This is a genomic window from Aeromicrobium sp. (assembly GCF_025965075.1).
Lineage (GTDB): Bacteria > Actinomycetota > Actinomycetes > Propionibacteriales > Nocardioidaceae > Aeromicrobium.
In genome coordinates, this window is the sequence record NZ_JAOPXQ010000080.1 from 1 (window position 1) to 22794 (window position 22794).

The 22794-nt window shown below is 71.5% G+C and carries 18 protein-coding genes; 10 read left to right on the top strand and 8 right to left on the bottom strand.

Going from position 1 to position 22794, the window contains the following annotated elements; translation table 11 throughout:
• Positions 1–669, top strand: a 669-nt coding sequence (locus JWQ91_RS05265) for a biotin/lipoyl-containing protein (RefSeq protein ID WP_297781706.1), incomplete at its 5' end; no start/stop codon positions are given.
• An 81-nt stretch (positions 670–750) separates the two neighbouring features.
• Here JWQ91_RS05265 and JWQ91_RS05270 read toward each other — a convergent pair.
• The 4 genes from JWQ91_RS05270 to JWQ91_RS05285 form a co-directional block, all read right to left on the bottom strand.
• A complete protein-coding gene (locus JWQ91_RS05270; RefSeq protein ID WP_297781708.1) occupies positions 751–1122 on the bottom strand; it encodes a hypothetical protein in 372 nt (123 codons plus the stop codon).
• Positions 1119–2903 (bottom strand): N-acetylmuramoyl-L-alanine amidase, encoded by a 1785-nt coding sequence (locus JWQ91_RS05275; RefSeq protein ID WP_297781709.1) that lies wholly within the window; start codon positions 2901–2903, stop codon positions 1119–1121. The genes JWQ91_RS05270 and JWQ91_RS05275 overlap by 4 nt, the downstream gene beginning before the upstream one ends.
• Before the next feature lie 29 nt (positions 2904–2932).
• Positions 2933–5863: a SpoIID/LytB domain-containing protein gene (locus JWQ91_RS05280; protein ID WP_297781711.1), complete on the bottom strand. Its 2931-nt coding sequence runs from the start codon at positions 5861–5863 to the stop codon at positions 2933–2935.
• 153 nt (positions 5864–6016) lie between these two features.
• On the bottom strand, positions 6017–7387 hold the full coding sequence (locus JWQ91_RS05285; RefSeq protein WP_297781713.1) for an NAD(P)H-quinone dehydrogenase: 1371 nt from the start codon (positions 7385–7387) through the stop codon (positions 6017–6019).
• A gap of 131 nt (positions 7388–7518) precedes the next feature.
• On the opposite strand from JWQ91_RS05285, the gene JWQ91_RS05290 reads away from it, so the two are divergent.
• From JWQ91_RS05290 to JWQ91_RS05300, 3 genes are read left to right on the top strand one after another with little or no spacing between them, the layout of a single operon-like run.
• Positions 7519–8310 (top strand): purine-nucleoside phosphorylase, encoded by a 792-nt coding sequence (locus JWQ91_RS05290; protein WP_297781715.1) that lies wholly within the window; start codon positions 7519–7521, stop codon positions 8308–8310.
• 1 nt (position 8311) lies between these two features.
• Positions 8312–9937 (top strand): phospho-sugar mutase, encoded by a 1626-nt coding sequence (locus JWQ91_RS05295; protein ID WP_297781717.1) that lies wholly within the window; start codon positions 8312–8314, stop codon positions 9935–9937.
• A 7-nt stretch (positions 9938–9944) separates the two neighbouring features.
• On the top strand, positions 9945–10487 hold the full coding sequence (locus JWQ91_RS05300) for a hypothetical protein (protein WP_297781719.1): 543 nt from the start codon (positions 9945–9947) through the stop codon (positions 10485–10487).
• Between the two features lie 3 nt (positions 10488–10490).
• Here JWQ91_RS05300 and JWQ91_RS05305 read toward each other — a convergent pair whose 3' ends face one another.
• Both JWQ91_RS05305 and JWQ91_RS05310 read right to left on the bottom strand, forming a co-directional pair.
• Positions 10491–10820: an anthrone oxygenase family protein gene (locus JWQ91_RS05305; protein WP_297781721.1), complete on the bottom strand. Its 330-nt coding sequence runs from the start codon at positions 10818–10820 to the stop codon at positions 10491–10493.
• A gap of 243 nt (positions 10821–11063) precedes the next feature.
• On the bottom strand, positions 11064–14138 hold the full coding sequence (locus tag JWQ91_RS05310; RefSeq protein WP_297781723.1) for a 5'-nucleotidase C-terminal domain-containing protein: 3075 nt from the start codon (positions 14136–14138) through the stop codon (positions 11064–11066).
• A gap of 277 nt (positions 14139–14415) precedes the next feature.
• On the opposite strand from JWQ91_RS05310, the gene deoC reads away from it, so the two are divergent.
• The 5 genes from deoC to JWQ91_RS05335 all read left to right on the top strand — a co-directional run bounded on the left by deoC (position 14416) and on the right by JWQ91_RS05335 (position 19111).
• The gene (gene deoC, locus JWQ91_RS05315) at positions 14416–15348 is read left to right on the top strand and encodes a deoxyribose-phosphate aldolase (protein ID WP_297781725.1); all 933 of its coding nucleotides are present in this window, start codon (positions 14416–14418) and stop codon (positions 15346–15348) included.
• 6 nt (positions 15349–15354) lie between these two features.
• Entirely contained in the window at positions 15355–16806 is a 1452-nt protein-coding gene (locus JWQ91_RS05320) for an aldehyde dehydrogenase family protein (RefSeq protein WP_297781727.1), read from the top strand.
• Positions 16803–17666 (top strand): aldehyde dehydrogenase family protein, encoded by an 864-nt coding sequence (locus JWQ91_RS05325; protein WP_297781729.1) that lies wholly within the window; start codon positions 16803–16805, stop codon positions 17664–17666. The genes JWQ91_RS05320 and JWQ91_RS05325 overlap by 4 nt, the downstream gene beginning before the upstream one ends.
• 11 nt (positions 17667–17677) lie before the next feature.
• Entirely contained in the window at positions 17678–18235 is a 558-nt protein-coding gene (locus tag JWQ91_RS05330; protein WP_297781737.1) for an ATP-binding protein, read from the top strand.
• Between the two features lie 105 nt (positions 18236–18340).
• Positions 18341–19111 (top strand): methyltransferase domain-containing protein, encoded by a 771-nt coding sequence (locus JWQ91_RS05335; protein WP_297781730.1) that lies wholly within the window; start codon positions 18341–18343, stop codon positions 19109–19111.
• Here JWQ91_RS05335 and JWQ91_RS05340 read toward each other — a convergent pair.
• Positions 19101–21275 carry a thiamine pyrophosphate-dependent enzyme gene (locus JWQ91_RS05340; RefSeq protein ID WP_297781732.1) on the bottom strand — a complete coding sequence of 725 codons (2175 nt, stop codon included), beginning with the start codon at positions 21273–21275 and terminating at the stop codon, positions 19101–19103. The genes JWQ91_RS05335 and JWQ91_RS05340 overlap by 11 nt on opposite strands.
• A 60-nt stretch (positions 21276–21335) precedes the next feature.
• Entirely contained in the window at positions 21336–22112 is a 777-nt protein-coding gene (locus JWQ91_RS05345; RefSeq protein WP_297781734.1) for an enoyl-CoA hydratase-related protein, read from the bottom strand.
• 142 nt (positions 22113–22254) lie between these two features.
• On the opposite strand from JWQ91_RS05345, the gene JWQ91_RS05350 reads away from it, so the two are divergent.
• Positions 22255–22794: LON peptidase substrate-binding domain-containing protein (locus JWQ91_RS05350; protein WP_297781735.1), on the top strand; the 540-nt coding region annotated here is incomplete at its 3' end.

The following is a 22794-nucleotide window of genomic DNA, read 5'->3' on the forward strand; positions in this document are numbered from 1 at the left end:
GACGGCGGCTACGAGGAGGGCGAGACGATCCCCGGATCGTTCGACTCGCTCGTCGCCAAGCTCATCGTCTCGGGCACCAGCCGTGAGCAGGTCCTGCAGCGGTCGCGCCGCGCCCTCGACGAGTTCGTCGTCGACGGCATGCCGACCGTGATCCCGTTCCACCGCTCGGTCGTCGACGACCCGGCCTTCACCGCCGAGGACGGCAACTTCACGGTCTACACGACGTGGATCGAGACCGACTACGTCAACGAGCTCGAGCCGTACGTCGGCGTGTCCGAGGACTCCGAGCCCGAGGAGCGCGAGCGCGTCGTGGTCGAGGTCGGCGGCAAGCGCGTCGAGGTCGTCCTGCCCGGTGGGCTCGGCGCGTCGGCCGCCGCGGCCGGCACCGCCAAGAAGGCCAAGCGCAAGGGCGGCAAGGGCGCCGGAGCAGCCGCCGGCGGCGACTCGCTCGTCGCCCCGATGCAGGGCACCGTCGTCAAGGTCACCGTCGCCGAGGGCCAGGAGGTCGCCGCGGGCGATCAGGTCATCGTCGTCGAGGCCATGAAGATGGAGCAGCCCATCAACGCCCACAAGGCCGGCATCATCACGGGCCTCAAGGTCGAGGTCGGCGGACCTATCGGCTCCGGCGAGATCGTCGCCGAGATCAAGGACGCCGCCCCGGCCGAGTAGTCCCCCACCGCTGAGCGTGACGTTCGGGCCCCCAGATCACCGATCTGGGGGCCCGAACGTCACTGCCAGCGGGGCGGGGGGTCAGCGGGGCTCGGGGCGGGTGCTGTCGACCTCGCCGAAGGCGACACCGGCGGCCCACACCATCAGCACGACCCCGACCCATGTCCAGGTGCCCTCGATCGAGAAGCCCGAGGCCGGGACGGCGGCATCGGTCACCAGCAGGCCCACCAACGTCAGCACCAGGCCGCCGAAGATCGTGTAGCCGCGCACGAACCGGTTGACCGTCCCGACCACGATCCCGCGCAGCACGACCGTCAGCACCGTGAACAGCCCGACCGCGACGACGAACCACCCGAAGCGGATGTTGAACGAGTCGAACAGGAACGCGGCGAACGCGAGCGAGACCGCGTTGGCCGCCGCGGAGATCGCGACGGATCGCAGCAGCGGCGTCATGCGGCGTCGGTCGGTCCGGGCGTGGGCTCGGACATCGTGGGAGCCGGGGTCTCGCTGGGCTGCTGGCTGGGCTGCGGGCTGGGCTGCGGGGCGCGCTGCGGCTGGCCGTCGACGACCACGACCGGCTCCTGGCCGTCGGTGACCTCGATCGACCCGTGCGCGAACGTCGTGCGGACCGTGTCGCCGGTCCTGACGACGTTCGACGTCGGCGCACCCAGCCGACCCTCGGCCTCACCGTTGGCGACGTACGCGTCGTAGGTCGCCCCCGTGATGACATAGCTCGTCGAGGACGAGGTCGTCGCGACCCGCCAGATGCCGCCGCGCTCGAAGCGCTGCGCCGCGATGCCCGGGATCGTCGCCGACGACGTCATGCTGCTCGTCGGATAGCCGAGGACACCCGTCGGGCCGCCGGCCTTGTCGTACGGCGACCGCGCCGTGCCGGCGACCGGGAACGCACCGACGCCCTGCTTCCAGTAGAAGTCGAGCTTGCTCCACACCATGCGCCGCGTCGTCGCGCCGTTGGTCTCGCCGATCACCACGACACCCTTCTGCGACACCGTCAGCTTCTTCGACGCGGTCTTGATCGCCGAGGAGTACTTGGACGTGTAGGCCGCGACCCGGTCGCGCAGCCCGCCCTTGGCCTTGAGCCAGGCGTAGCCGTACTTGCCGGGGCAGGCGGTGCTCACGACGTTGCGGTGCCCCGCGATGCGGTGGAGCTTCTTGCCGCCGATCTTGTAGGTGCCCTGGGCCGCCAGGTAGGTCGTGCCCATGCGCCAGCCGACGAGCCTGACCGTGGCGTTCTTCATCTTCGTCGACGGCCTGGCCTTGCTGAGGTTGCCCATCAGGGCCACGCCCATCGTCTGCTCGTTGACCTCGCTGTTGCCGGCGTGCGACCCGCGCACCTGGCGGTCGGCGCCGCCGTCACGGCCCATGAAGGTCTGGCCGTACTTGTCGACGATGAAGTTGTACGCGATGTCGCACCAGCCGCGTCCCTTCATGTGAAAGCTCTGGATCCCGCGGACGATCGAGGCCGACTTGCTCCTGGAGTAGGAGTTGGCGCCGGCCGTGTGGTGCAGCACGACGCCCTCGGTCGTGGTCCCGTACCTCGGATACTTCGGGGCGTCGTCGCAGTCGTTGGACTTCTTGGCCTTCCACGACGACCGCGTGATGATCGACGGGCGTGCGGTGTAGGTCGGCTTCCCGTCGGCGACCGTGACGACAGCGGACCCGGTGCCGGTGGAGTAGAACGCGGGTGTGGCCGTCGCGGTGTCGGCGGAGTCGTCACCCGGGTCGACCGTCACGACCTTGATGCCGCTCGGCGCCGTGCCGTCGCTCGACGTGACCCGCGCGCTGACCTCGTCGGCCGAGTCGACCCACCAGGGCTCGGTGCCGGCGCGGCCGCCCTCGGTCTCGTCGGTGTCGACCTCGAGGCGCTCCCAGGCGGACCAGCCGGCGTCGCGGCGCACCCGGACCTCGGCCCGGACGTTCTCGTCGTCGGCGCCGCGGTCCCATGTCACGCCCAGCATCGCGAAGGAGGCGGTGCGCGTCGGCGCGAGGGTCGACACCCGACCGGCGGCCGCGGCGACCGGTGCGGGCATCGCGATCTCGCGGGCCTTGGCGGGGCCCTCGGCGGACGGGGCCGGAGCGGGGCGCGGATCGGCCGAGCGTGGCACTGCGGCCGCCCCCGGACCCACGGGTCCCGTCGGGCCACCACACGCCGCCAGGCCGAGGCCCAGGACGGTGGCGACGACAGGCAGAACAGCGGCTCCCCGAGAAGTCATGCGAGTCACTGTAGTCGCCGCCCGGCGGATCAGTTGAAACGGAACCAGGCCGACTTCAGGCCGAGCGTCATGCGCATCGTCGGCCCCGAGATCGTCGCGCTCGACTTCGATCCGGTCAGCGTCACGGTCGACACACGCCCACCCCAGTCGCCGCCGCCGACCCGGCTCTTGACCGTCATCTTCGTGATCGAGCCGAGCTTGGGGTACGCGTTCTGCAGGGTCGCGATCTTCGCCGTGACCTTCCAGTCGTGGTTCGCGTTGCCCGACCAGTCGTCGTACGGGTCCTTGACGGCCGTGAGGTACGCCTGGCTGCCCGGCGCGGTCCAGCCGCCCGAGGACGACGAGTACTGCGTCAGCGCGGGCTTCCCGTCGTACGTCACGATCTTGCCCTCCGTGGCGCTGACGGCGGCGTTCGTGGCCGTCGTCTCGCCGGACTTCCCGCGATAGACCTGGCAGCTCGTCGTGTCGCACATGTCGTAGTAGCGGCTCGGGACGAGTCCCCGCACGCCGTACGTCCGCGCGGCCACGGCCTGCGCCTTGAGCGCCTCGGCGGACCAGCTCGACGGCATCTCGGCCGCGACGACACCGCGGACATAGTGCTCCAGCGGCAGGACGTTGACGGTGTTGCGGTCAGTGGAGCCGGCCGTCGGCACGCTCGACCGGAGCGCCGTCCGATAGGTCGCGGTGGACCCGTCGGGCAGGACCAGCTTCAGCGTCGGGGCCTCGAGCTGGGCGTCACCGGTCCACGTGCGGCTCTTGTACGTCGCCCACGTCCCGTCCGTCCGGTACTGCAGCGCCGAGCGCTTCGCGTTGACCGCGCCGGGTCGGATCTGCCAGCGCTCGACCGTCTTGCCGCCGACCGTGGTCGGCAACGCGAGGCTCGAGCCGCCGATCTGACGGAACGTGAGGCCGGACCGGCCGGCCACCGTGACCGCAGCGGTCGTGTCCTTGGAGATCAGCACGCGCATCGTGCCGGTGCGGGTCGCGAGGTCGGTGCCGGGATAGTACGTCGACAGGATCTTGCTGTAGGCCACCCCGTCCTTGGCGGCTCCCTGCGCCCCGTACTGGCTCATGCCGATGCCGTGGCCGAAACCGTGACCGGTCAGCGTGAACGAGGTGCCGGTGACCTTCAGGACGTCCGTGCTGGTGGTCCGCCCGGCCGATGAGCTGGTCGACTTGGTCACGAGGTCGAACCCCTTCAGCGTGGACCAGGGGCCGGCGACCGTTCCGTTGCCGGCGCGGACCTTGACGTAGTAGTCCCTGCCGGCGGTCGGCTTGAGGTCCTTGACCGTGGTCGAGGTCGTCGTCAGCTTGGAGACGCTGCGGGCGCACGAGGTGGACTTCGCCGAGGTCACCAGGCACACCCCGTAGGACTTCGCTCCCGCGGCGGCGGTCCACGAGATCGCGGCACTCGAGGCGGTCGGCGTGACCTTGATGCCGGTCACGGCCTTCGGGACCGCGGGGGCTGCGGCGACGAGATCGAACCCGACCTGGGCGGACCAGGGGCCGGCGACGTCCCCGTTGCCCGCGCGGACCTTGACGTAGTAGTCCCTGCCACCGGTGGGCGTGAGGTCCTTGACCGTGGTCGAGGTCGTCGTCAGCTTGGAGACGCTGCGGGCGCACGTGGTCGACGTCGCGGACGTCACCAGGCACACGCCATAGCTCTTCGCGCCGTCGACGGCGCGCCACGAGATCGCCGCCGAGTCGGTCGTCGGCGTGACCTTGACACCCTCGACCGCGGGCGGCACGGCGGGGGCCGGAGCGGGCGACGCGGTGCCCGCCAGGGTGTCCTCGACCCGGTCGCGCAGGCCGTCCTTGGCGCTGAGCCACGCGTACGCCGCGTTGCCGGGGCACTCGGTGCCGACGACGTTGCGGTGACCCGCGATGCGGTTGAGCGTCAGGCCGCCCAGCGAGTAGGTCCCCTTGGCCTTGAGCTTGAACTGCGCGAAGCGCCACGAGACGAGGTCCACGACGGCGGTCTTCATGGCTGCCGACGGCTGGGTCGTGCTGAACGTCCCCATCAGGGAAATGCCCATCGTCTCCTTGTTGACCGCCAGGTTGCCCGAGTGCGCGGCACGGACGGGCTTGGTCACGCCACCGGCGCGGCCCTCGAAGATCTGGCCGTACTTGTCGACCAGGAAGTTGTAGCCGATGTCGCACCACTTGCGGCTCTTCATGTGGTACGCCTGCGTCGCCTTGACGATCGCGGCCGACTGGGCCTTGGTGTAGGTGTTGTTGCCCGCGGTGTGGTGGATGACGGCGCCCCGCGTCGTCGAGCCGTAGATCGGGCTGTCGCACGAGCCGGTGCTGCTGGCGCCCCACTTCGAGCGGGAGATGATCCCCGGCTTGGCCGCGCTGGCGACCGGCGTCACGTCGGCGGCCGGGTCGACCACGGTGCCGGTCGCGTCGTCGGTGTCGTCGGCGGGAGCGGCGGGGTCGATCGTGCTGAGGGCCAGGCCCCGGGGGGCTGCGTCGGAGGTCGAGGCGACCCGCACCTGGGCGCCGTCGGCGGTGCCGACCCACTGCGGCTCGGTGCCGGACCGGCCACCCTCCTCGGGCGCCGGGTCGGCGTGCAGCTCGGTCCAGTCCGACCAGGTGCCCTCGGAGCGCCAGCGGACCTCGACGTGGGTGTCGGCGTCCCTGAGGCCGCCCTCCCAGGTGACCCCGAGCATCGAGAACGGGGCGAGCTCGTCGGCCTCCAGCTCGGCGACCACGGTGGAGTCGGCGGCCAGCCGGCGCGGAGCGGGTTGACGCTCGGCGGGCTCCGTGCTCGGGATCGACTTCTGCGTGACCTGTGCGGGCCGGGCCGGAGCGGCGGCCGGCGCGGCGGCGGTCGAGGGCGCCCCGACGGACACCTCCATGCCATCGGCCTGGGCAGGAGCGGGTACGAGGACGCCGACCGCGAGAGCGGTCGCAGCGAGGGTGCCCGACAGATGCCGGGTCGCGCGCCAGGAGAGCATGGGGGAAGTCCTATCCTGTGGCAGGTGTGACTGGTGTGACTGGAGGTGCCGGTTGATTATGCACACAGTTTTCCGTGAAATGCGAACGAAAATAGCCGATCCGAAAAACTACACGCGTGTCATTCCTGCAATTGCAACAGCCCGTTCCGCGCCTCAGACGAGCGCGTGCAGCCGCCGCGCGGCCTCGGCCACCGATCCGGACATCGACGGATAGACCGTGAACGCGTCGGCCACCTGGTCGACCGTCAGCGAGGCCGACACCGCGAGCGACAGGGCGTGGATCAGCTCGCTGGCCTTGGGGCCGACGACGACCCCGCCGACGACGACGCCCATCCCCCGCCGGACGAAGATCTTGACGAAGCCGTCGTGCACGCCCTGCATCTTGGCGCGGGCGTTGGCCGCGAGCGGCAGCATCGCGGAGTCGACCTGCAGATCGGTCTCGTCGACCTGCTTCTGGGACATCCCGACCGTCGCGATCTCCGGCGACGTGAACACGTTGCTCGAGACCTTGGCCAGGTCGAGCGGGTGGACCGCGTCGCCGAGCAGGTGGGACATCGCGATGCGGCCCTGCTGGGCGGCGACCGACGCGAGCATCAGGACGCCCGTGCAGTCACCCGCGGCGTAGATGCCGCCGATGCTGGTGCGCGAGACCCGGTCGACCTTGACGAAGCCACCGTCGTCGAGCACCATGCCGAGCGCCTCGAGCCCGAGTCCCGCGGTGTTGGGGATCGAGCCCAGCGCGAGCAGGCAGTGCGAGCCCTCGACCGTACGACCGTCGGTCAGGGTCACGAGGACGCCGTGGTCCGTACGCTCGACCGACGCCATGCGGGAGTTGCCCATGACCGTCATGCCGCGACGGGTGAAGACGTTCTCGATGACGTTGGCGGCGTCGACGTCCTCGCCCGGCAGGACCCGGTCGCGGCTCGACACGAGCGTGACCCGGGCACCCAACCCGTTGTAGGCGCTGGCGAACTCGGCGCCGGTGACGCCCGAGCCGACCACGATCATGTGTTCCGGCAGGGACTGCAGCCCATAGACCTGCTCCCACGTCAGGATGCGCTCGCCATCCGGCTGCGCCGTGGGGCTGACCCGCGGGTGGGCGCCCGTCGCCAGGAGGATCGCGTCGGACGTGATGCGCTGCGAGCCCTCCGCGGTCTCGACGTCGACGACGCCCGGCTCCACGATCGTGGCGGTGCCGGCGATCATCGTGACCCCGCTGGCGGCCAGGCGGTCGGCGATGTCGGCGGACTGCGCCTGCGCGAGTGCCAGCACGCGGGAGTCGACGACGGCCAGGTCGGCGCGCAGCGAGGTCGGCATCTCGACGCCCAGCTCGGCGGCCGTCCCGAGCTCGGTCAGCAGGTCGGAGGTCGCGATGAGGGTCTTGCTCGGCACGCAGTCGGTCAGCACCGTGGACCCGCCGATGCCGTCGCGCTCGACGAGCGTCACCTCGGCTCCCAGCCGAGCGGCCACCAGCGCCGCCTCGTATCCACCCGGTCCGCCGCCGACGATCGTCACATGAGCCACGGGCCCATTCTCGCTCACCCGACGGGGCAGGGGCGAATCGGCCGCACCCCACCCCGCTGGGCCGGTCACGTCTTGGTGAAGATCCGCCGGGCGTCGGGCACCGACCCGCGCGGGGTCGTAATGTACGGCAGGTGAGCACCACTGAACTCGCCCGACAGGCCGCCGACGCACTTCGCGAACGTACCGGTGGAGGTGATCACGACATCGCCCTCGTGATGGGCTCGGGCTGGCTCCCGGCCGCCGACGCGCTGGGCTCCCCCGACCACGAGGTCCCCCTCGCCGAGCTCCCGGGGTTCAGCGCCCCCGCCGTCGAGGGACACGGCGGCACGGTCCGCTCGGTGACCCTGGGCGACAAGCGCCTGCTGATCTTCCTCGGCCGCACGCACTTCTACGAGGGCAGGGGCGTCGCCGCCGTCGTGCACGGCGTGCGCACCGCGGCCGCCGCGGGCGTCAAGACCCTGGTGCTGACCAACGGCTGCGGCGGGCTCAACCCCGCGTGGTCGCCCGGCACCCCGGTGCTCATCAGCGACCACATCAACATGACCGCGACCTCGCCCCTCGAGGGCGCGCACTTCGTCGACCTGACCGACCTCTACTCCTCCCGCCTCCGGGCGCTCTGCAAGGAGGCCGACCCGAGCCTCGACGAGGGCGTGTACGTCCAGCTGCCCGGGCCGCACTACGAGACGCCCGCCGAGATCGGCATGATCCGCGCGATCGGCGGGGACCTGGTCGGCATGTCGACGACGCTCGAGGCCATCGCGGCCCGCGCCGTGGGCCTGGAGATCCTCGGCATCTCGCTCGTGACCAACGCCGCCGCCGGGATGACCGGTGAGCCGCTCAACCACGAGGAGGTCCTGTCCGCCGGCAAGTCCGCCGCGACCCGCATGGGCACCCTCCTCGGCGACATCCTCCCGAGGATCTGACATGACCGTCATCGACCGCGCACAGGACTGGCTGAGCCAGGACCCCGACCCCGTGACCCGCGCCGAGCTGCAGGACCTCATCGACGCCGGTGACACCGCCGGGCTCGAGGACCGCTTCGCCGAGCGCCTCCAGTTCGGCACCGCCGGTCTGCGCGGCGCCCTCGGGGCCGGCCCCAACCGGATGAACCGGGTCATCGTGGCGCAGGCGGCCGCGGGCCTCGCGGCCTACCTGCTGGACCACGTCCAGGCGGGAGGCGCCGCCCCCAGCGTCGTCGTCGGCTACGACGCGCGGCACAACTCCGACGTCTTCGCCCGCGACACCGCCGAGATCATGGAGGGCGCCGGGGTGCACGCGTTCCTGCTCCCGACCCACCTGCCGACCCCGGTCCTGGCGTTCGCGATCCGGCACCTGGGCTGCAGCGCGGGCGTCATGGTGACGGCGTCGCACAACCCGCCGCAGGACAATGGCTACAAGGTCTACCTCGAGGACTCCAGCCAGATCGTGCCGCCCGCGGACGGCGAGATCTCCGACGCGATCGACGCGGTCGGCCGGGTCGACGAGATGCCCCGCAGCAACGACTACCAGACCCTCGGGCCCGAGGTCGCCGAGGCGTACGTCGAGGCGGTCGTCGCGCTGCCGGGCGACGGCCCCCGTGAGGTCGTCGCGGTCTACACCCCGCTGCACGGCGTCGGCCGGGACACGCTGGCCGAGGCCGTCGCCCGCGCGGGCTTCCCCCCGCTGCACGTCGTGCCGGCCCAGGCCGACCCCGATCCCGACTTCCCGACCGTCGCGTTCCCCAACCCCGAGGAGCCCGGCGCGATGGACCTCGCGCTCAAGCTCGCGTCCAACACGAGCGCCGACATCATCGTGGCCAACGACCCCGACGCCGACCGCTGCGCCGTGGGCGTCCGGGACGGCGAGTCGTACCGGATGCTGTCCGGCGACCAGGTCGGCGCGCTGCTCGCCGACTTCCTGCTCCGCAAGGGCGTCACCGGCACGTACGGATCCTCGATCGTGTCGTCGGACCTGCTCGGCCGCCAGGCCGCCGCGCACGGTCAGCCGTGGGAGCAGACCCTGACGGGCTTCAAGTGGCTCGGCAAGATCCCGACCCTCGTGTTCGGCTACGAGGAGGCGCTGGGCTACAGCGTCGCCCCCGACATCGCGCGCGACAAGGACGGTGTCTCGGCGATCATCACGGTGCTCGAGCTCGCCGCCGAGCTCAAGGCCGACGGCCGGACCCTGGTCGACCGGCTGGACGACATCTACCGCGAGCACGGGCTGCACGGCACGAGCCAGCTCTCGGTCCGGGTCGAGGACCTGACGATCATCTCCCGGGCCATGGACACGCTGCGCACCTCGCCGCCGACCGTGCTCGGCGGGCTGGCGGTGACGTCGGTCGACGACCTCGCCGACGGCTACCGCGACCTGCCGCCGACCGACGGCATCCGGCTGGGGCTCGACGGGGGCGCCCGGATCATCTGCCGCCCGTCCGGCACCGAGCCCAAGCTCAAGTGCTACCTCGAGGTCGTGGTCCCGGTGACCGACTCGATCGAGCTCGCCCGCGAGTCCGCCGACGCGCAGCTCGCCGGCATCAAGACCGATCTCGCCGCGGCGTTGGGGATCTGACCGGCCCGTGAGCACCCCTCCCCCGCTGCCGCAGCGACCCGGCACCCGCGGCTATGCCATTGCGGGCGTCCTGACCGCCCTCGCGGTCCTGGTCGCGGTCGTCGTCGCCGTGGTCATCGGCCGCGCCGTGGCCGGCTATGACATCACCCCCATCCCGGCCGGCCAGGACGTCACGATCACGATCGAGGACCGCGACATCGCCCTGTGGGTAGCCCCGGAGATGTCCAGCGGCACGTGCAGCAGCACGCTCGAGGGCACGCAGACCTCGACCCTGGGCTCGGGCACCGCGGACCGCATCACGGTCACCGACGGCGGGCTGACCTGGGCCAGGGTCGGCATCGTCGAGGGCGTCCCCGGGTCCAGCCACACCGTGCTGTGCAGCGACGTGGGCGACGTCCAGGCGTTCGGCTTCGCCCCCAACCCCCGCATCGGTCGCTACGTCGTGATGGGTCTCGTCGGGGGTGGCATCGCCGGGCTGCTGCTGCTCGCGGCGTTCATCGTGGCGCTCGTGACGGGCCTGCGGCGCAGTCGCCGGCCCGGACCGGCCTGACCCTCACCGCTCCAGGACCCCGACGACGAGGCAGGCGAACGCAGCCGTCGTGAGTGCCGAGCGCAGGTGGTTCCACCGCGTCCACCGGTCCTCGAAGGCGGCCCGCAGCGTGCCGGCGCGGCCGGTGCCGGACCCCAGCGCGTCGTTGAGCGGGATGTTGACCGCGCCGGTCACGACGAACGCCCCCAGGACGTACAGCACGATCCCGGCCAGGACCCACCCACGGGAACCGTCGTGGCGGCCCAGCACGAGCGCGACCGTCGTCACCACGAACGGGCCGACGAGCACCACCGCGAAGACCGGGTTGAGGATCGCGGCGTTGATGCCGCGCATCGTCTCGACGAAGGCCGCGTCGCCGGCCCGGCGCAGGCCCGGCGCAGGCCCGGCATGACGGCGATCGAGAAGGCCACGAACAGGCCGGCGGAGAGGCCCGTCAGCATCGTGCCGGCGACGAGGAACGTGGACGTCATGGGCTCATCCCACCGCGTCCAGCACCGAATCGTCCAGCGCAGGTCGTCCAGCGCAGACAGCACCGCGCCGCACGGACGAGTCGTCCGTGCGGCGCGGCGGGCTGTCCTACTTCTTGACGACCTTGACCGTGAAGCTGGTCGTGGACGGCTCGGCGTAGTCGTTGCCCGCGTAGGAGGCGGTGACCTTCTTCGAGCCCGTCGAGGTGAAGACGCCCAGACGGATCTTGACCGACCCCTTCCTGACGGTGCCGGAGTACGACTTCCCGCCCGAGCGCAGCGTCACCTTGCCACCGTCGACCACGAAGCCCGACGCCTTGACGCTCAGCGTCACGTGCGGCTTGGTCTTCTTCCTGACGACCTTCGACGGGCTGACCGACGCCTTCTTGAGCGCCGACGCGGCCTTCGTGATGGTCACCGAGACCTGGGTCTGTGCCGGGTCGTACGAACCGCTGCCCCCGTAGTAGACGTCGAGGTCGTAGTCGCCGGGCTCCAGCGCGGTCTTGTCGAGCTTGACCCTGCCGACGCCGTTGGTCAGGAAGCCGACGCCAACGACGTCGTCGCCGTGGCCGATGTAGACCAGGCCGGACGCGACCTCGTCACCCTCGATCTCGATCGTGGCCGACGTGCCGTAGGCGGCGCCGTCCGAGGTCGCGGCGAGGTCCGTCGTGCCCTTGAGGACGTCGACGTCGACCGTCGTGGTCGACGCCTCGTGGTCGGCGTCACCGGCGTAGTCGACCGTCAGCGTGTGCTGACCCGTCGTCAGGCCGGACAGGTCGGTCTCGACCGTGGCGGCGCCCTCGGCGATCTCGGCGGTGCCGATCTCGTCGTCGCCGTCGGAGATCGTCACGTCACCCGTGGGCTCGGTGCCGGTGGCCGACTCGACCGTGACGTCGATCGGGGCGTCGTCGCTGATCTTGGTCGGCTCCGGGTCCTGCGCCGCGGTCGTGGTGCCGGCCTTGGCGACCTCCACCGTGACCTTGCCGTTGGCAGCGACGTAGTTGCTGTCGCCGGCGTAGGCCACCGTCAGCTCCGTGCTTCCGGCGCCGAGGTCCGTGGTGTCCACCGTGACCGTGGCCTCACCGCCTGCGAGGGTGGCCGAGCCGACGACGGTGTCGCCCTTCTTGAGCGACACGTCGCCCGTCGGGGTCTCATCCGGTCCGGAGACCGTGACGTCGACGTCGAGGTCTTTGCCGTAGGTGCCCGGGGCGGCGTCGGCCGCAACGGTCGCGCCCGTCACGTCGATCGGGACGACGACCTTGGTGTTGGTCGGCGTGGCCGTCGACTCGATGCGCATCGCACCACTCTGACCCGCCGGGAGCGTGAACGTCACCGTCGCTGCGCCGGCCGTGACCGGCTGCGAGGGCAGCGTCAGGACCTTGCCGTCGCCGTAGAAGAGCTTCGAGAAGACCCGCGTGTTGGCGGGGCTCCCGGTCGACGTCAGGTTGAGCCGCGGGAGTGTGAAGCTGCCCGAGCCACCGACGCGGTACTGCGACTTGATGCCGCGCACCTCGACCGAGCGCTTGGCGAAGTCCGGCGAGATCGGGCTGTTCTTCTCGAAGTACGTGATCCAACCGTCACGGTCGACCAGGCCCGTGTCGGTGTTGGCACCCTCCTTGAACGCGCGGAAGTTGTCACCACCGGCGGCGAGGAACGAGAACGTCGCGACCTTGTAGGTCCTGGCCAGGTCGAGCGGCTCGCCGTTGATGCGGACCGACGTGATGCGGCTGCCCTCCGGCTTGGTCGAGTCGAACGTGTAGTGGACGTTCTTCGACAGGCCGAGCTGCAGGTAGGCGCGGCTCGGCACGTTGCCGGCGTCGTCACGCTGCCACTGCTGCTCCAGCACCTTCTTGAGCGAGGCGCCGGTCAGCTTGACCGAGTTGAGGTTGTTGGCGAACGGGAGCACCGCGTTGAGCTCGCCGTACGTCACGACGCCGTCGGTGTTGACCGGGTCGCCCGCGACACCGGCGAACGTCAGGTCCGGGGACCGCAGGCCGCCGGGGTTGACGATGCCGAGGTCGGCACCCGCAGGCTCGCCGGCGACGGTCTCCAGCAGGGCGTCCGCGACGAGGCCACCGGCGGTGGACTCGGAGCCACGGTCCTCGGTCGTGCCGTTGAACGCGCGGGTGATGTCGGCGGTGATCTCGCCCTTCTGGACGTTGCCGACCTTGTTGGCGTAGGTCACCGCGTCGTCGCGGATCTTCTTGACGTCACCGAGGGCCGGGTACTGCGTGACGAGGGCCGTCTCGGTCGCCGTCGAGCGGGCGACGTTGCGCAGCATGAAGCTCGTGACGTCACCCGTCTCGGGGTCGACCGAGAGCTTGATCTGGCCGACGTTCTCGCCGTAGTTGCCGGTCTGGATGATCGGCCGGGTCTTGCCCGCGGCACCGGGGACCGGGGCCTCGTAGGCGTACTTCTGGTGCGTGTGGCCCATGAAGATCGCGTCGACGTCGCCCGAGGTGTCCTCGACGAGGTGGCGGAAGACCTGGCTGCCGGCCATGGCCTGTGCCAGGCTGAGCGTGCCGTCCGGCGCGCCCTCGTGGTACGAGGCCACCAGGACGTCGGGGCGGTCCGCCTCGGGCAGCGCCTGCAGCCGCTGGGCCTCCGCGTTGATGCCGGCAACCGGGTCACCGAAGCTGAGGCCCGCGACACCGTCGGGGCTGACCAGCGTCGGAGTCTCCTGCGTCACCGCGCCGATGACGGCGACCTTGAGGCCGGCGATGTCGAACGTGGCGGAGGGGTCGAGGGCGTTGCTGCCGTCGGCCTTCTTCGTGACGTTGGCGCCCAGGATCGGGAAGTCGGCCCGCTCGGCGATCCGGTTGACCAGATCGTCGTAGCCCTTGTCGAACTCGTGGTTGCCCGTCGCCGAGGCGTCCAGGCCCAGGCTGTTGAGCACGTCGATCGTGGGGTTGTCGTCCTGCACGGAGGACGCGAACACCGAGGCGCTGACGTTGTCACCCGCCGAGACGAGCAGCGAGCTGCCGGTCGGGGCGTCGGCCTCGAGCTGCTTGACGGTGCCGGCCCACTGCACCGTGGCGCTGTCGATGCGGCCGTGGAAGTCGTTGATGCCGACCAGGTTGATGACCACGGGGTCCGCGGCCTGGGCCGGCGCGAAGGCCAGCACGGGTGTCGTCAGGAGGGACGCGGTCGCGGCCCCCACGAGACGGCGAGACAAGGGATTCACTGAATTGATTCCTCCGGGTTCGGGCATCGGGAATCGCACAGCAGAGCGCCCCCGAGGCTGGCCTGAGAACTTCTCAGGAAGTAGTACGGCCAAGGACAACCCGTCCCGAAATCGAAGTCAACGGCTTTGACGAACACGAAACATGTCGAAACGGTGAAGTTGGTCGTGAAACCCCCGTCGCAGGCGATCCGGGCCCCCGCGCATTGGCATGCGGTGGTCTCCGCGGCCTAGTCTTGAGGTCGGTCCCGACGACGTGGCCGAGTTCAGGAGGACCCCCGTGACAGGCGCCACAGCGTCCCTGCGCAAGACCCTCGACGGGTTGCCCGGGGTCGACCAGGTCGGCCTCGAGGCCCGCGCCGCGGGTCTCGGCACCCGGTCGATCAAGACGACCTCGAAGGCCTGGGCGATCGACCTGGCCATCTCGATGGTCGACCTCACGACGCTCGAGGGCTCCGACACCCCCGGCAAGGTCCGCGCGCTCGCCAACAAGGCGATGCGCCCCGACCCGACCGATCCGACGTGCCCCGCCGCGGCTGCCGTGTGTGTCTATCCCGACATGGTCGCGATCGCCAAGGAGACCCTCGGGGCCTCCGGCGTCAACGTCGCGGCCGTCGCGACGGCGTTCCCGTCCGGCCGCGCCGCGCTCGACATCAAGCTCGCCGACACCCAGGACGCGGTCGAGGCGGGCGCCGACGAGATCGACATGGTCATCGACCGTGGAGCGTTCCTCGCCGGCAACCTCGACCTCGTCTTCGACGAGATCGTCGCCACCAAGGAGGCGTGTGCCCGTCCCGACGGGACCCACGCCCACCTCAAGGTCATCTTCGAGACCGGGGAGCTGCAGACGTACGACAACGTCCGCAAGGCCTCGTGGCTCGCGATGATGGCCGGCGCCGACTTCATCAAGACCAGCACCGGCAAGATCCAGCCCGCCGCGACGCTCCCCGTGACCCTCGTGATGCTCGAGGCGGTCCGCGACTTCCGCGCCGAGACGGGCCGCCAGGTCGGCGTCAAGCCGGCCGGCGGCATCCGCACCTCCAAGGACGCGATCAAGTACCTCGTGATGGTCAACGAGATCGTCGGCGAGGACTGGCTCGGCCCGGACTGGTTCCGCTTCGGCGCCTCATCGCTGCTCAACGACCTGCTGCTGCAGCGCCAGAAGATGACCACCGGCCGCTACTCCGGCCCCGACTACGTGACGTTGGACTGATTTCGCATGGCATCCACTGGAAAGTTCGAGTACGCGCCGGCCCCCGAGTCGCGCGCGATCGTCGACATCAAGAGCTCGTACGGACTGTTCATCGGCGGCGAGTTCGTCGATGGCAGCGGTACGTCGTTCAAGTCGATCAGCCCCGCCTCCGAGGAGGTCCTCGCCGAGGTCGCCGAGGCGACCGAGGCCGACGTCGACCGGGCCGTCGCGGCGGCCCGCCAGGCGTACGACAAGGTCTGGTCCAAGCTCCCGGGCAGCGAGCGGGCGAAGTACCTCTACCGGATCGCCCGCATCATGGCCGAGCGCAGCCGTGAGTTCGCGGTCCTGGAGTCCCTCGACAACGGCAAGCCGATCAAGGAGTCGCGCGACGTCGACCTCCCGCTGGTGTCGCAGTGGTTCTTCTACTACGCCGGCTGGGCCGACAAGCTCTCCTACGCCGGGCTGGGACCCGATCCGAAGGCGCTTGGCGTCGCGGGACAGGTCATCCCGTGGAACTTCCCGATCATGATGCTGGCCTGGAAGATCGCCCCGGCGCTCGCCGCCGGCAACACCGTGGTGCTCAAGCCCGCCGAGACCACGCCGCTGACGGCGCTGCTGTTCGCCGAGGTGTGCCAGCAGGCCGACCTGCCGCCGGGCGTCGTCAACATCATCACCGGCGCCGGTGACACCGGGCAGGCCCTCGTCGAGCACCCCGACGTCGACAAGGTCGCGTTCACGGGCTCGACCGCGGTCGGCAAGGCCATCGCCCGGTCCGTCGCCGGCACGAGCAAGAAGGTGACCCTCGAGCTGGGCGGCAAGGCCGCCAACATCGTGTTCGACGACGCGCCGCTCGACCAGGCCGTCGAGGGGATCGTCGGCGGCATCTTCTTCAACCAGGGCCACGTCTGCTGCGCCGGGTCGCGCCTCCTGGTGCAGGAGAACGTCTACGACGCCGTCATCGACCGGCTCAAGGACCGCATGTCGACGCTGCGCCTCGGCGACCCGCTCGACAAGAACACCGACATCGGCGCGATCAACTCCGCCGAGCAGCTCGCCCGCATCAAGGAGCTGTCCGACATCGGTGACGCCGAGGGCGCCGAGCGCTGGTCCGTCCCGTGCGAGATCCCGGCCAACGGCTTCTGGTTCCCCCCGACGATCTTCACCGGCGTCACGCAGGCGCACCGCATCGCGCGCGAGGAGATCTTCGGCCCGGTCCTGTCGGTGCTGACGTTCCGCACGCCGTCCGAGGCGGTCGAGAAGGCCAACAACACGCCGTACGGCCTGTCGGCCGGGGTCTGGACCGAGAAGGGCTCGCGGATCCTGTCGATGGCCAACCAGCTGCGCGCCGGCGTGGTCTGGGCCAACACGTTCAACAAGTTCGACCCCGCGTCGCCGTTCGGCGGCTACAAGGAGTCGGGCTACGGCCGCGAGGGCGGGCGCCACGGCCTCGCCGCCTACCTGCAGGGAGCTTCGTCATGACCGAGCGTGTCGCCGTCAAGAAGACGCACAAGCTGTACATCGGCGGGGCGTTCCCCCGCTCGGAGTCGGGCCGCACGTTCGAGGCGGTCGACGCCAAGGGCGGCTTCCTGGCCAACATGGCGCTGGCGTCCCGCAAGGACGGCCGCGACGCCGTGCTCGCCGCCCGCAAGGCGTTCGGCGGCTGGTCGACCCGCACCCCGTACAACCGTGGCCAGGTCCTCTACCGGATCGCCGAGGTCATGGAGGGTCGCCGCGAGCAGCTCGTCGAGCAGCTGCGGGCCACCGGGCTGAACGAGAAGCGGGCGACCGCCTCCGTCGACGCCGCGATCGACCGGATCGTCTGGTACGCCGGCTGGGCCGACAAGTTCGTCCAGGTGCTCGGCAATGCCAACCCGGTCTCCGGGCCGTACTTCAACCTGTCGTCGCCCGAGCCGACGGGCGTCGTCGCGGTCGTCGCGCCGGCCGACCCGCTGCTGGGGCTCGTGTCGGTCATCGCCCCGGCGATCGCGACCGGCAACACCGTGGTCGTCATCGCGAGCGAGACCGCGCCGGTGCCCGCCGTGACGTTGTCGGAGATCATGGCGACGTCCGACCTGCCCGGTGGCGTCGTCAACATCCTGACCGGCCACGCGGCCGAGATCGCCCCCTGGCTCGCGTCGCACATGGACGTCAACGCCCTGGACCTCGGCGGGGTCGAGGATCCCGCGCTCGCCGCCTCGCTCGAGGTCGCCGCGGCCGACAACCTGAAGCGGGTGCTGCGCGCCCCGGCCACGGCGGTCGACTGGCTGGTGGAGCCCTCGCTGGCCCGGCTGGAGGCCTTCGTCGAGACGAAGACCGTCTGGCACCCCATCGGCGTCTGACCTTGGGCGTCGTGATCCTGGCCGGGCCCTCGGGGTCCGGCAAGTCCCACCTGGCGGCGCGGCTCGGTTGGCCCGTGCTGCGGCTCGACGACTTCTACCGGGACGCCGACGCCCCGGACATGCCCCGCTCGAGCCTCGGCATCGTGGACTGGGACGACGCCGCGTCGTGGGACGCCGTGGCGGCGGTCGGCGCGATCGCGGAGCTGTGCGCGTCCGGGACGGCCGAGGTGCCGGTCTACGACATCGCGGCGAGCGCGCGGACGGGGTCGCAGTCCCTCGAGGTGCCGACCGGGAAGTTCATCGCCGAGGGCCTGTTCGCCCCCGTCATCGTCGACGCCTGCCGGGAGGCCGGCCTGCTCGACGCGGCGATCTGCCTCCAGCGCAACCCGATGCTGACGTTCGGGCTCCGCCTCGTCCGGGACCTCCGGGAGGGCCGCAAGTCCCCGTGGGTCCTGGTCCGGCGCGGCTGGCGGCTGATGCGGGACGAGCCCCGCATCATCGCCGACGCCGTCGCCCACGGCTGCACGCCGATGACCCCCAAGAAGGCGCGAGCCCTCCTGGCCAGCTGACGTCCGCCGGCCGCGCCGCGCGGATGTTGCCGGTTGTCGACCTTCCCGAGGGTCGACGAAGTGGGGAACTGGCAACATCCGGGACATGGGGACATCCTGAGTTCCATGGGGTTCGACACCACCCGCACCGCGTACGACCGCTACATGGGGCGCTACTCCGACCGGCTGGCCGTCTCGTTCCTGTCGTTCACCGGCGGTGAACCCGGCCAGCGGGCGCTCGACGTCGGCTGCGGCCCCGGCGCCCTGACCCAGGCCCTCGCGACCGGGCTCGGCGCCACGCACGTCGCGGCGGTGGACCCCTCGACGCGGTACGTCGCGGCGTGCGCCGCGCGGGTGCCGGGCGCCGACGTGCGCCGGGCGGTCGCCGCCGACCTGCCTTGGGCCGGCGGCAGGTTCGACCTGGTCGTCAGCCAGCTCGTGCTCACCTTCCTGCCGGACCCCGCGGTCGGCCTGGCCGAGATGCTGCGCGTCACCCGCCCCGGCGGCACGATCGCCGCGTGCACGTGGGACTACGCCGGCGGCATGACGATGCTGCGGACCTTCTGGGACGCCGCCCTCGACGTCGACCCGGGTGCCCCGGACGAGACGCGCTCCATGCGGTTCACGACCGAGGGCGAGCTCGCCGGGCTCTGGGAGGGCGCCGGGCTGGCGGACGTACGCACGAGGGAGCTCGCGGTGAGCGTGACGTATTCCGGCTTCGACGACTACTGGACCCCGTTCACGCTCGGCGTCGGCCCGGGCGGGGCGTACGCCGCCTCCCTCGACACCGGGCGGCTGACCCGGTTGCGCGGCGCGTGCTTCCACCGCCTCGGCTCGCCGACCGGATCCTTCACCCTGGACGCCCGCGCCGTGGCGGTGCGTGGCGTCAGCCCGTGACGGCCTGGACCGCCTGCACGATGTCGGCCTCGGACAGCAGCACGTGGTCCGCGGCCGGGCCCAGCGGGATGAAGCTGTCGGCGCTCGAGACCCGCCGGATCCGTCCGGCGTACCCGCCGTCGACCAGGGCCGTGACGACCCCCTCCGACACTCCCCCGCTCTGCCGGGTCTCGTCGACCACGACGACCCGGTCGAACACCGCCGCCGCCCGCAGCAGCTCCTCGTGCGGCAGCGGCGCGAGCCACTGCAGGTCGAGCACCGTGCAGCCCGTGCCACCGGCCGCCAGCTCGGCGGCGGCCCGCAGGCTCATCCGGACGCCGTTGCCGAATGTCACCAGCAGGACGTCGCGACCCTCGCCGTACGTCCGGACGCGACCCAGCTCGGAGGCCACCTCGGCCGGCCAGGGCGCCGGCGGCAGGTAGCCCGCGGTCCACCCGTCGTCACCGTCGTGCAGGTCGCGCTGGTGGTAGAGCGCGATCGGCTCCAGGTAGACGCAGACCCGCCCCTCACGGGCCAGGGCCACGCACTCGCGCAACAGGGCCGGCGCTCCCCCGGGGTGGCTCGGCACGGCGAGGACCAGGCCCGGGACGTCGCGCAGGACGGCGACCGAGTTGTCGTTGTGGAAGTGCCCGCCGAAGCCCTTCTGGTAGGCCAGGCCGGCGACCCGCACGACCATCCCGTTCTCCAGCTGCCCGTCGGAGAAGAAGCGCAGCGTGGCCGCCTCCCCGCGCAGCTGGTCCTCCGCGTTGTGCAGGTAGGCGAGGTACTGGATCTCCGGGATCGGCAGGAAGCCGGCCAGCGCCGACCCGAGCGCCGTGCCCAGGATCGTCTGCTCGTCGAGCAGCGTGTCGAAGATCCGCTCGGCCCCGAACGCCTTGCGGATGCCGCGGGTCACGCCGTAGACCCCGCCCTTGCGACCGACGTCCTCACCGAACACGATCGCCTCGGCGTGCGCCGCCAGCGCGTCCTTGAGCGCGGCGTTGACGACCTGCGCGAGGGTCAGGTCGCCCGCGTCCTCGGGCAGCCGACCGCCGAACGCCCGGACCCGCTGCTCCGGCGTGGCCAGCCTGTCCTGCCGCGGCCGGCGCACCGTGATCGGGGCGGTCACGGCGTCGCGTGACTCCAGCCGCGGCCCACCGACCAGCGCCTCGGCGCGCTCGGCCACGGCAGCGCGGGCCTCCTCGTAGCGCTGCAGCGCCCCCCCGGGGGTCAGGATCCCGGCGTCGATCAGGGCCCCCGCGGTCGCCAGCACCGGGTCCCGGCCGTGCTCGTCCTGGATCTCCCGCTGCGTCCGGTAGGCGATCTCGGCGTCGGACCCCGCATGTCCCATGAACCGCACGGTCTCGAGGTGCAGGATCGCCGGGCGTCGCTCGGTGCGCACCAGCTCGGCCAGCCGGGTCGCGGTCTCGAGCAGCTCGGCCGGGCACGTGCCGTCGGCATGGGCGTACTCGATCGCGGGCCACCGGCTGAGGGACCGTGCGACCCAGCCGACGGGCGACCGGGTGCTGATGCCGAGACCGTTGTCCTCGCAGACGTACAGGATCGGCAGCGGCACGCCCTGGTGCGCGCAGTAGGCCGAGGCGTTGAGCGCCCCGACCGCGGTGGAGTGGTTGGCCGAGGCGTCACCGAAGCTGCACACCACGACCGAGTCCGCCGGCCACCGCGGCACGACCTGCGAGCGCGGGACGCGGCCCAGCGCGAAGGCCAGCCCGAACGCCCGCGGCAGGTGCGAGCCGATCGTGGAGGTCTGCGGGATGACGTTGAGGCCGATGTTGCCGAAGACCTTGTGGCGGCCGCCCGAGATGGGGTCGGCGGCCGACGCGAGCGTCCCGTGCAGGACGTCGTCGACCGGGGTCGAGCCCGGCACCTGCGCGGCCCGGGCGGCGTAGAACCCGCCCGAGCGGTAGTGCAGGAGCGCCGGGTCGGTCGGGCGCAGCGCCATCGCGACGGCGGCGTTGCTCTCGTGACCCGCCGAGCCGATCGTGTAGAACGCCTCGCGGCGAACCTGCAGGCCGCGGATCGCGAGATCGAGGTGACGGCTCTGCACCTGCGCGTCGTACAGCGCGAGCAGCGCGTCGCCGCCGGGTACGTCGCGGGGCTGGCCCGGCCGGCCCGGCCAGGTGCTCAACCGACGGACGACGTGCTCGTCGATCGACTCAGGCATCGGCCCACCTCCCCACGCTCGGCCCCCAACGTATCGCGAGTGCGGGTCCCTCAGGCGTGCCTAGCCGCGCTCGGCGTCGAGGTGCCGGCGGCGCATCGACCACATCTGCGTGGCCCGCTCGAGCTGGAGCCCACGGCTCCACGCCGAGTCGTCCAGCGACGCCTGGAGGCGCATCGAGGCAGCGGTCCGGCGGGCCAGCTCGGGGTCCGCCGCGGGTACGGCCGCCAGCTCGACGGCGCGCGTCTCGACGGCGTCGGCCGGCACCGACTCCCAGGCCAGCCCCAGCTCGACGGCCCGTCGGCCGATCACCGACTCCCCGAACAGCGACATCGCGTTGCCCGCCTCCCGGGCACCGGTCCGGGCCAGCAGCGTGCCGTGCCCGCCGCCCTGGTGCAGATGGATCGCGAGGAACCCGGACATCAGCCGGGCGTCGTCGGCCACGATTCGCAGGTCGGTCGCGAGCGCCAGGTTCATCCCCGCGCCGACCGCGCCGCCGCGGATCGCCGCGATGGTCGGCGGCTCGAGCTCACCGACACGCTTGAACGACTGGTAGATGTCGCCCATCGCCTCGAACATGTCGGGGTCGGCCGGACGCTCCCCAGCCGCGGCCAGGGTCGGCCGCTCTCCCCCGGCGCAGAAGTACGCCCCGGCGCCCGTCACGACGACCGCCCCGATCGTGGGATCGGCGTCGACCCGGTCGCACACCGCGATCAGCTCGCGGGCCATCGCGACGGTCAGGGCGTTGCGGCGCTGGGGGGCGTCGAGCGTGATGACGGCGACTCCCGCCGTCACGGCGAGCTGCACCTCGCTCGGGAACTCGTTCGTGGCAGTCGACATGGCGTTCATTGTGGCGCAGCGGCCCGGACGGGCCGGCAGCGACGTCGGTCCCCGTCCGCCCAGAGCGAACAGGAGGCGGTCTCCGGAACAAGACCCGCTGGTCGGTAGTTGAGCCCGTCAGACTCAACTCTTGGAGACCATCGTGAGCACACTGCAGAAGTTCCCCGTCCTGGCCCTGGCGGACGTCGTCGTCCTGCCCGGCATGGTCGTCCCGATCGAGCTCGACGACGCGGCCCGGGCCGCGGTCGACGCGGCCCGCACGAGCAACGACGACCGCCTCCTCGTGGCCCCGCGCCTGGAGGACCGTTATGCGACCCACGGCGTCATCGCCACGATCCAGCAGGTCGGCCGCCTCCCCGGCGGCGGCCCCGGTGCGGTCCTGCGCGCCGAGCAGCGCGCCCACATCCAGGGCGGCGTGACGGGTCCCGGCGCGGCCCTGTGGGTCGAGGCCGAGCTGGTCGAGGACGTCGACCCCTCGGAGGTCGTGCTCGACCTGGGCCGCGACTACAAGGGCCTGCTCGTCACGATCCTGCAGAAGCGCAACGCCTGGCAGGTCATCGACTCGGTCCAGCGGCTGACCGATCCCGGCCAGCTCGCCGACACCGCCGGTTACGCGTCGTACCTCGAGAACGAGCAGAAGCGTCAGCTGCTGGAGACCGAGGACGTCCACGAGCGCCTGACG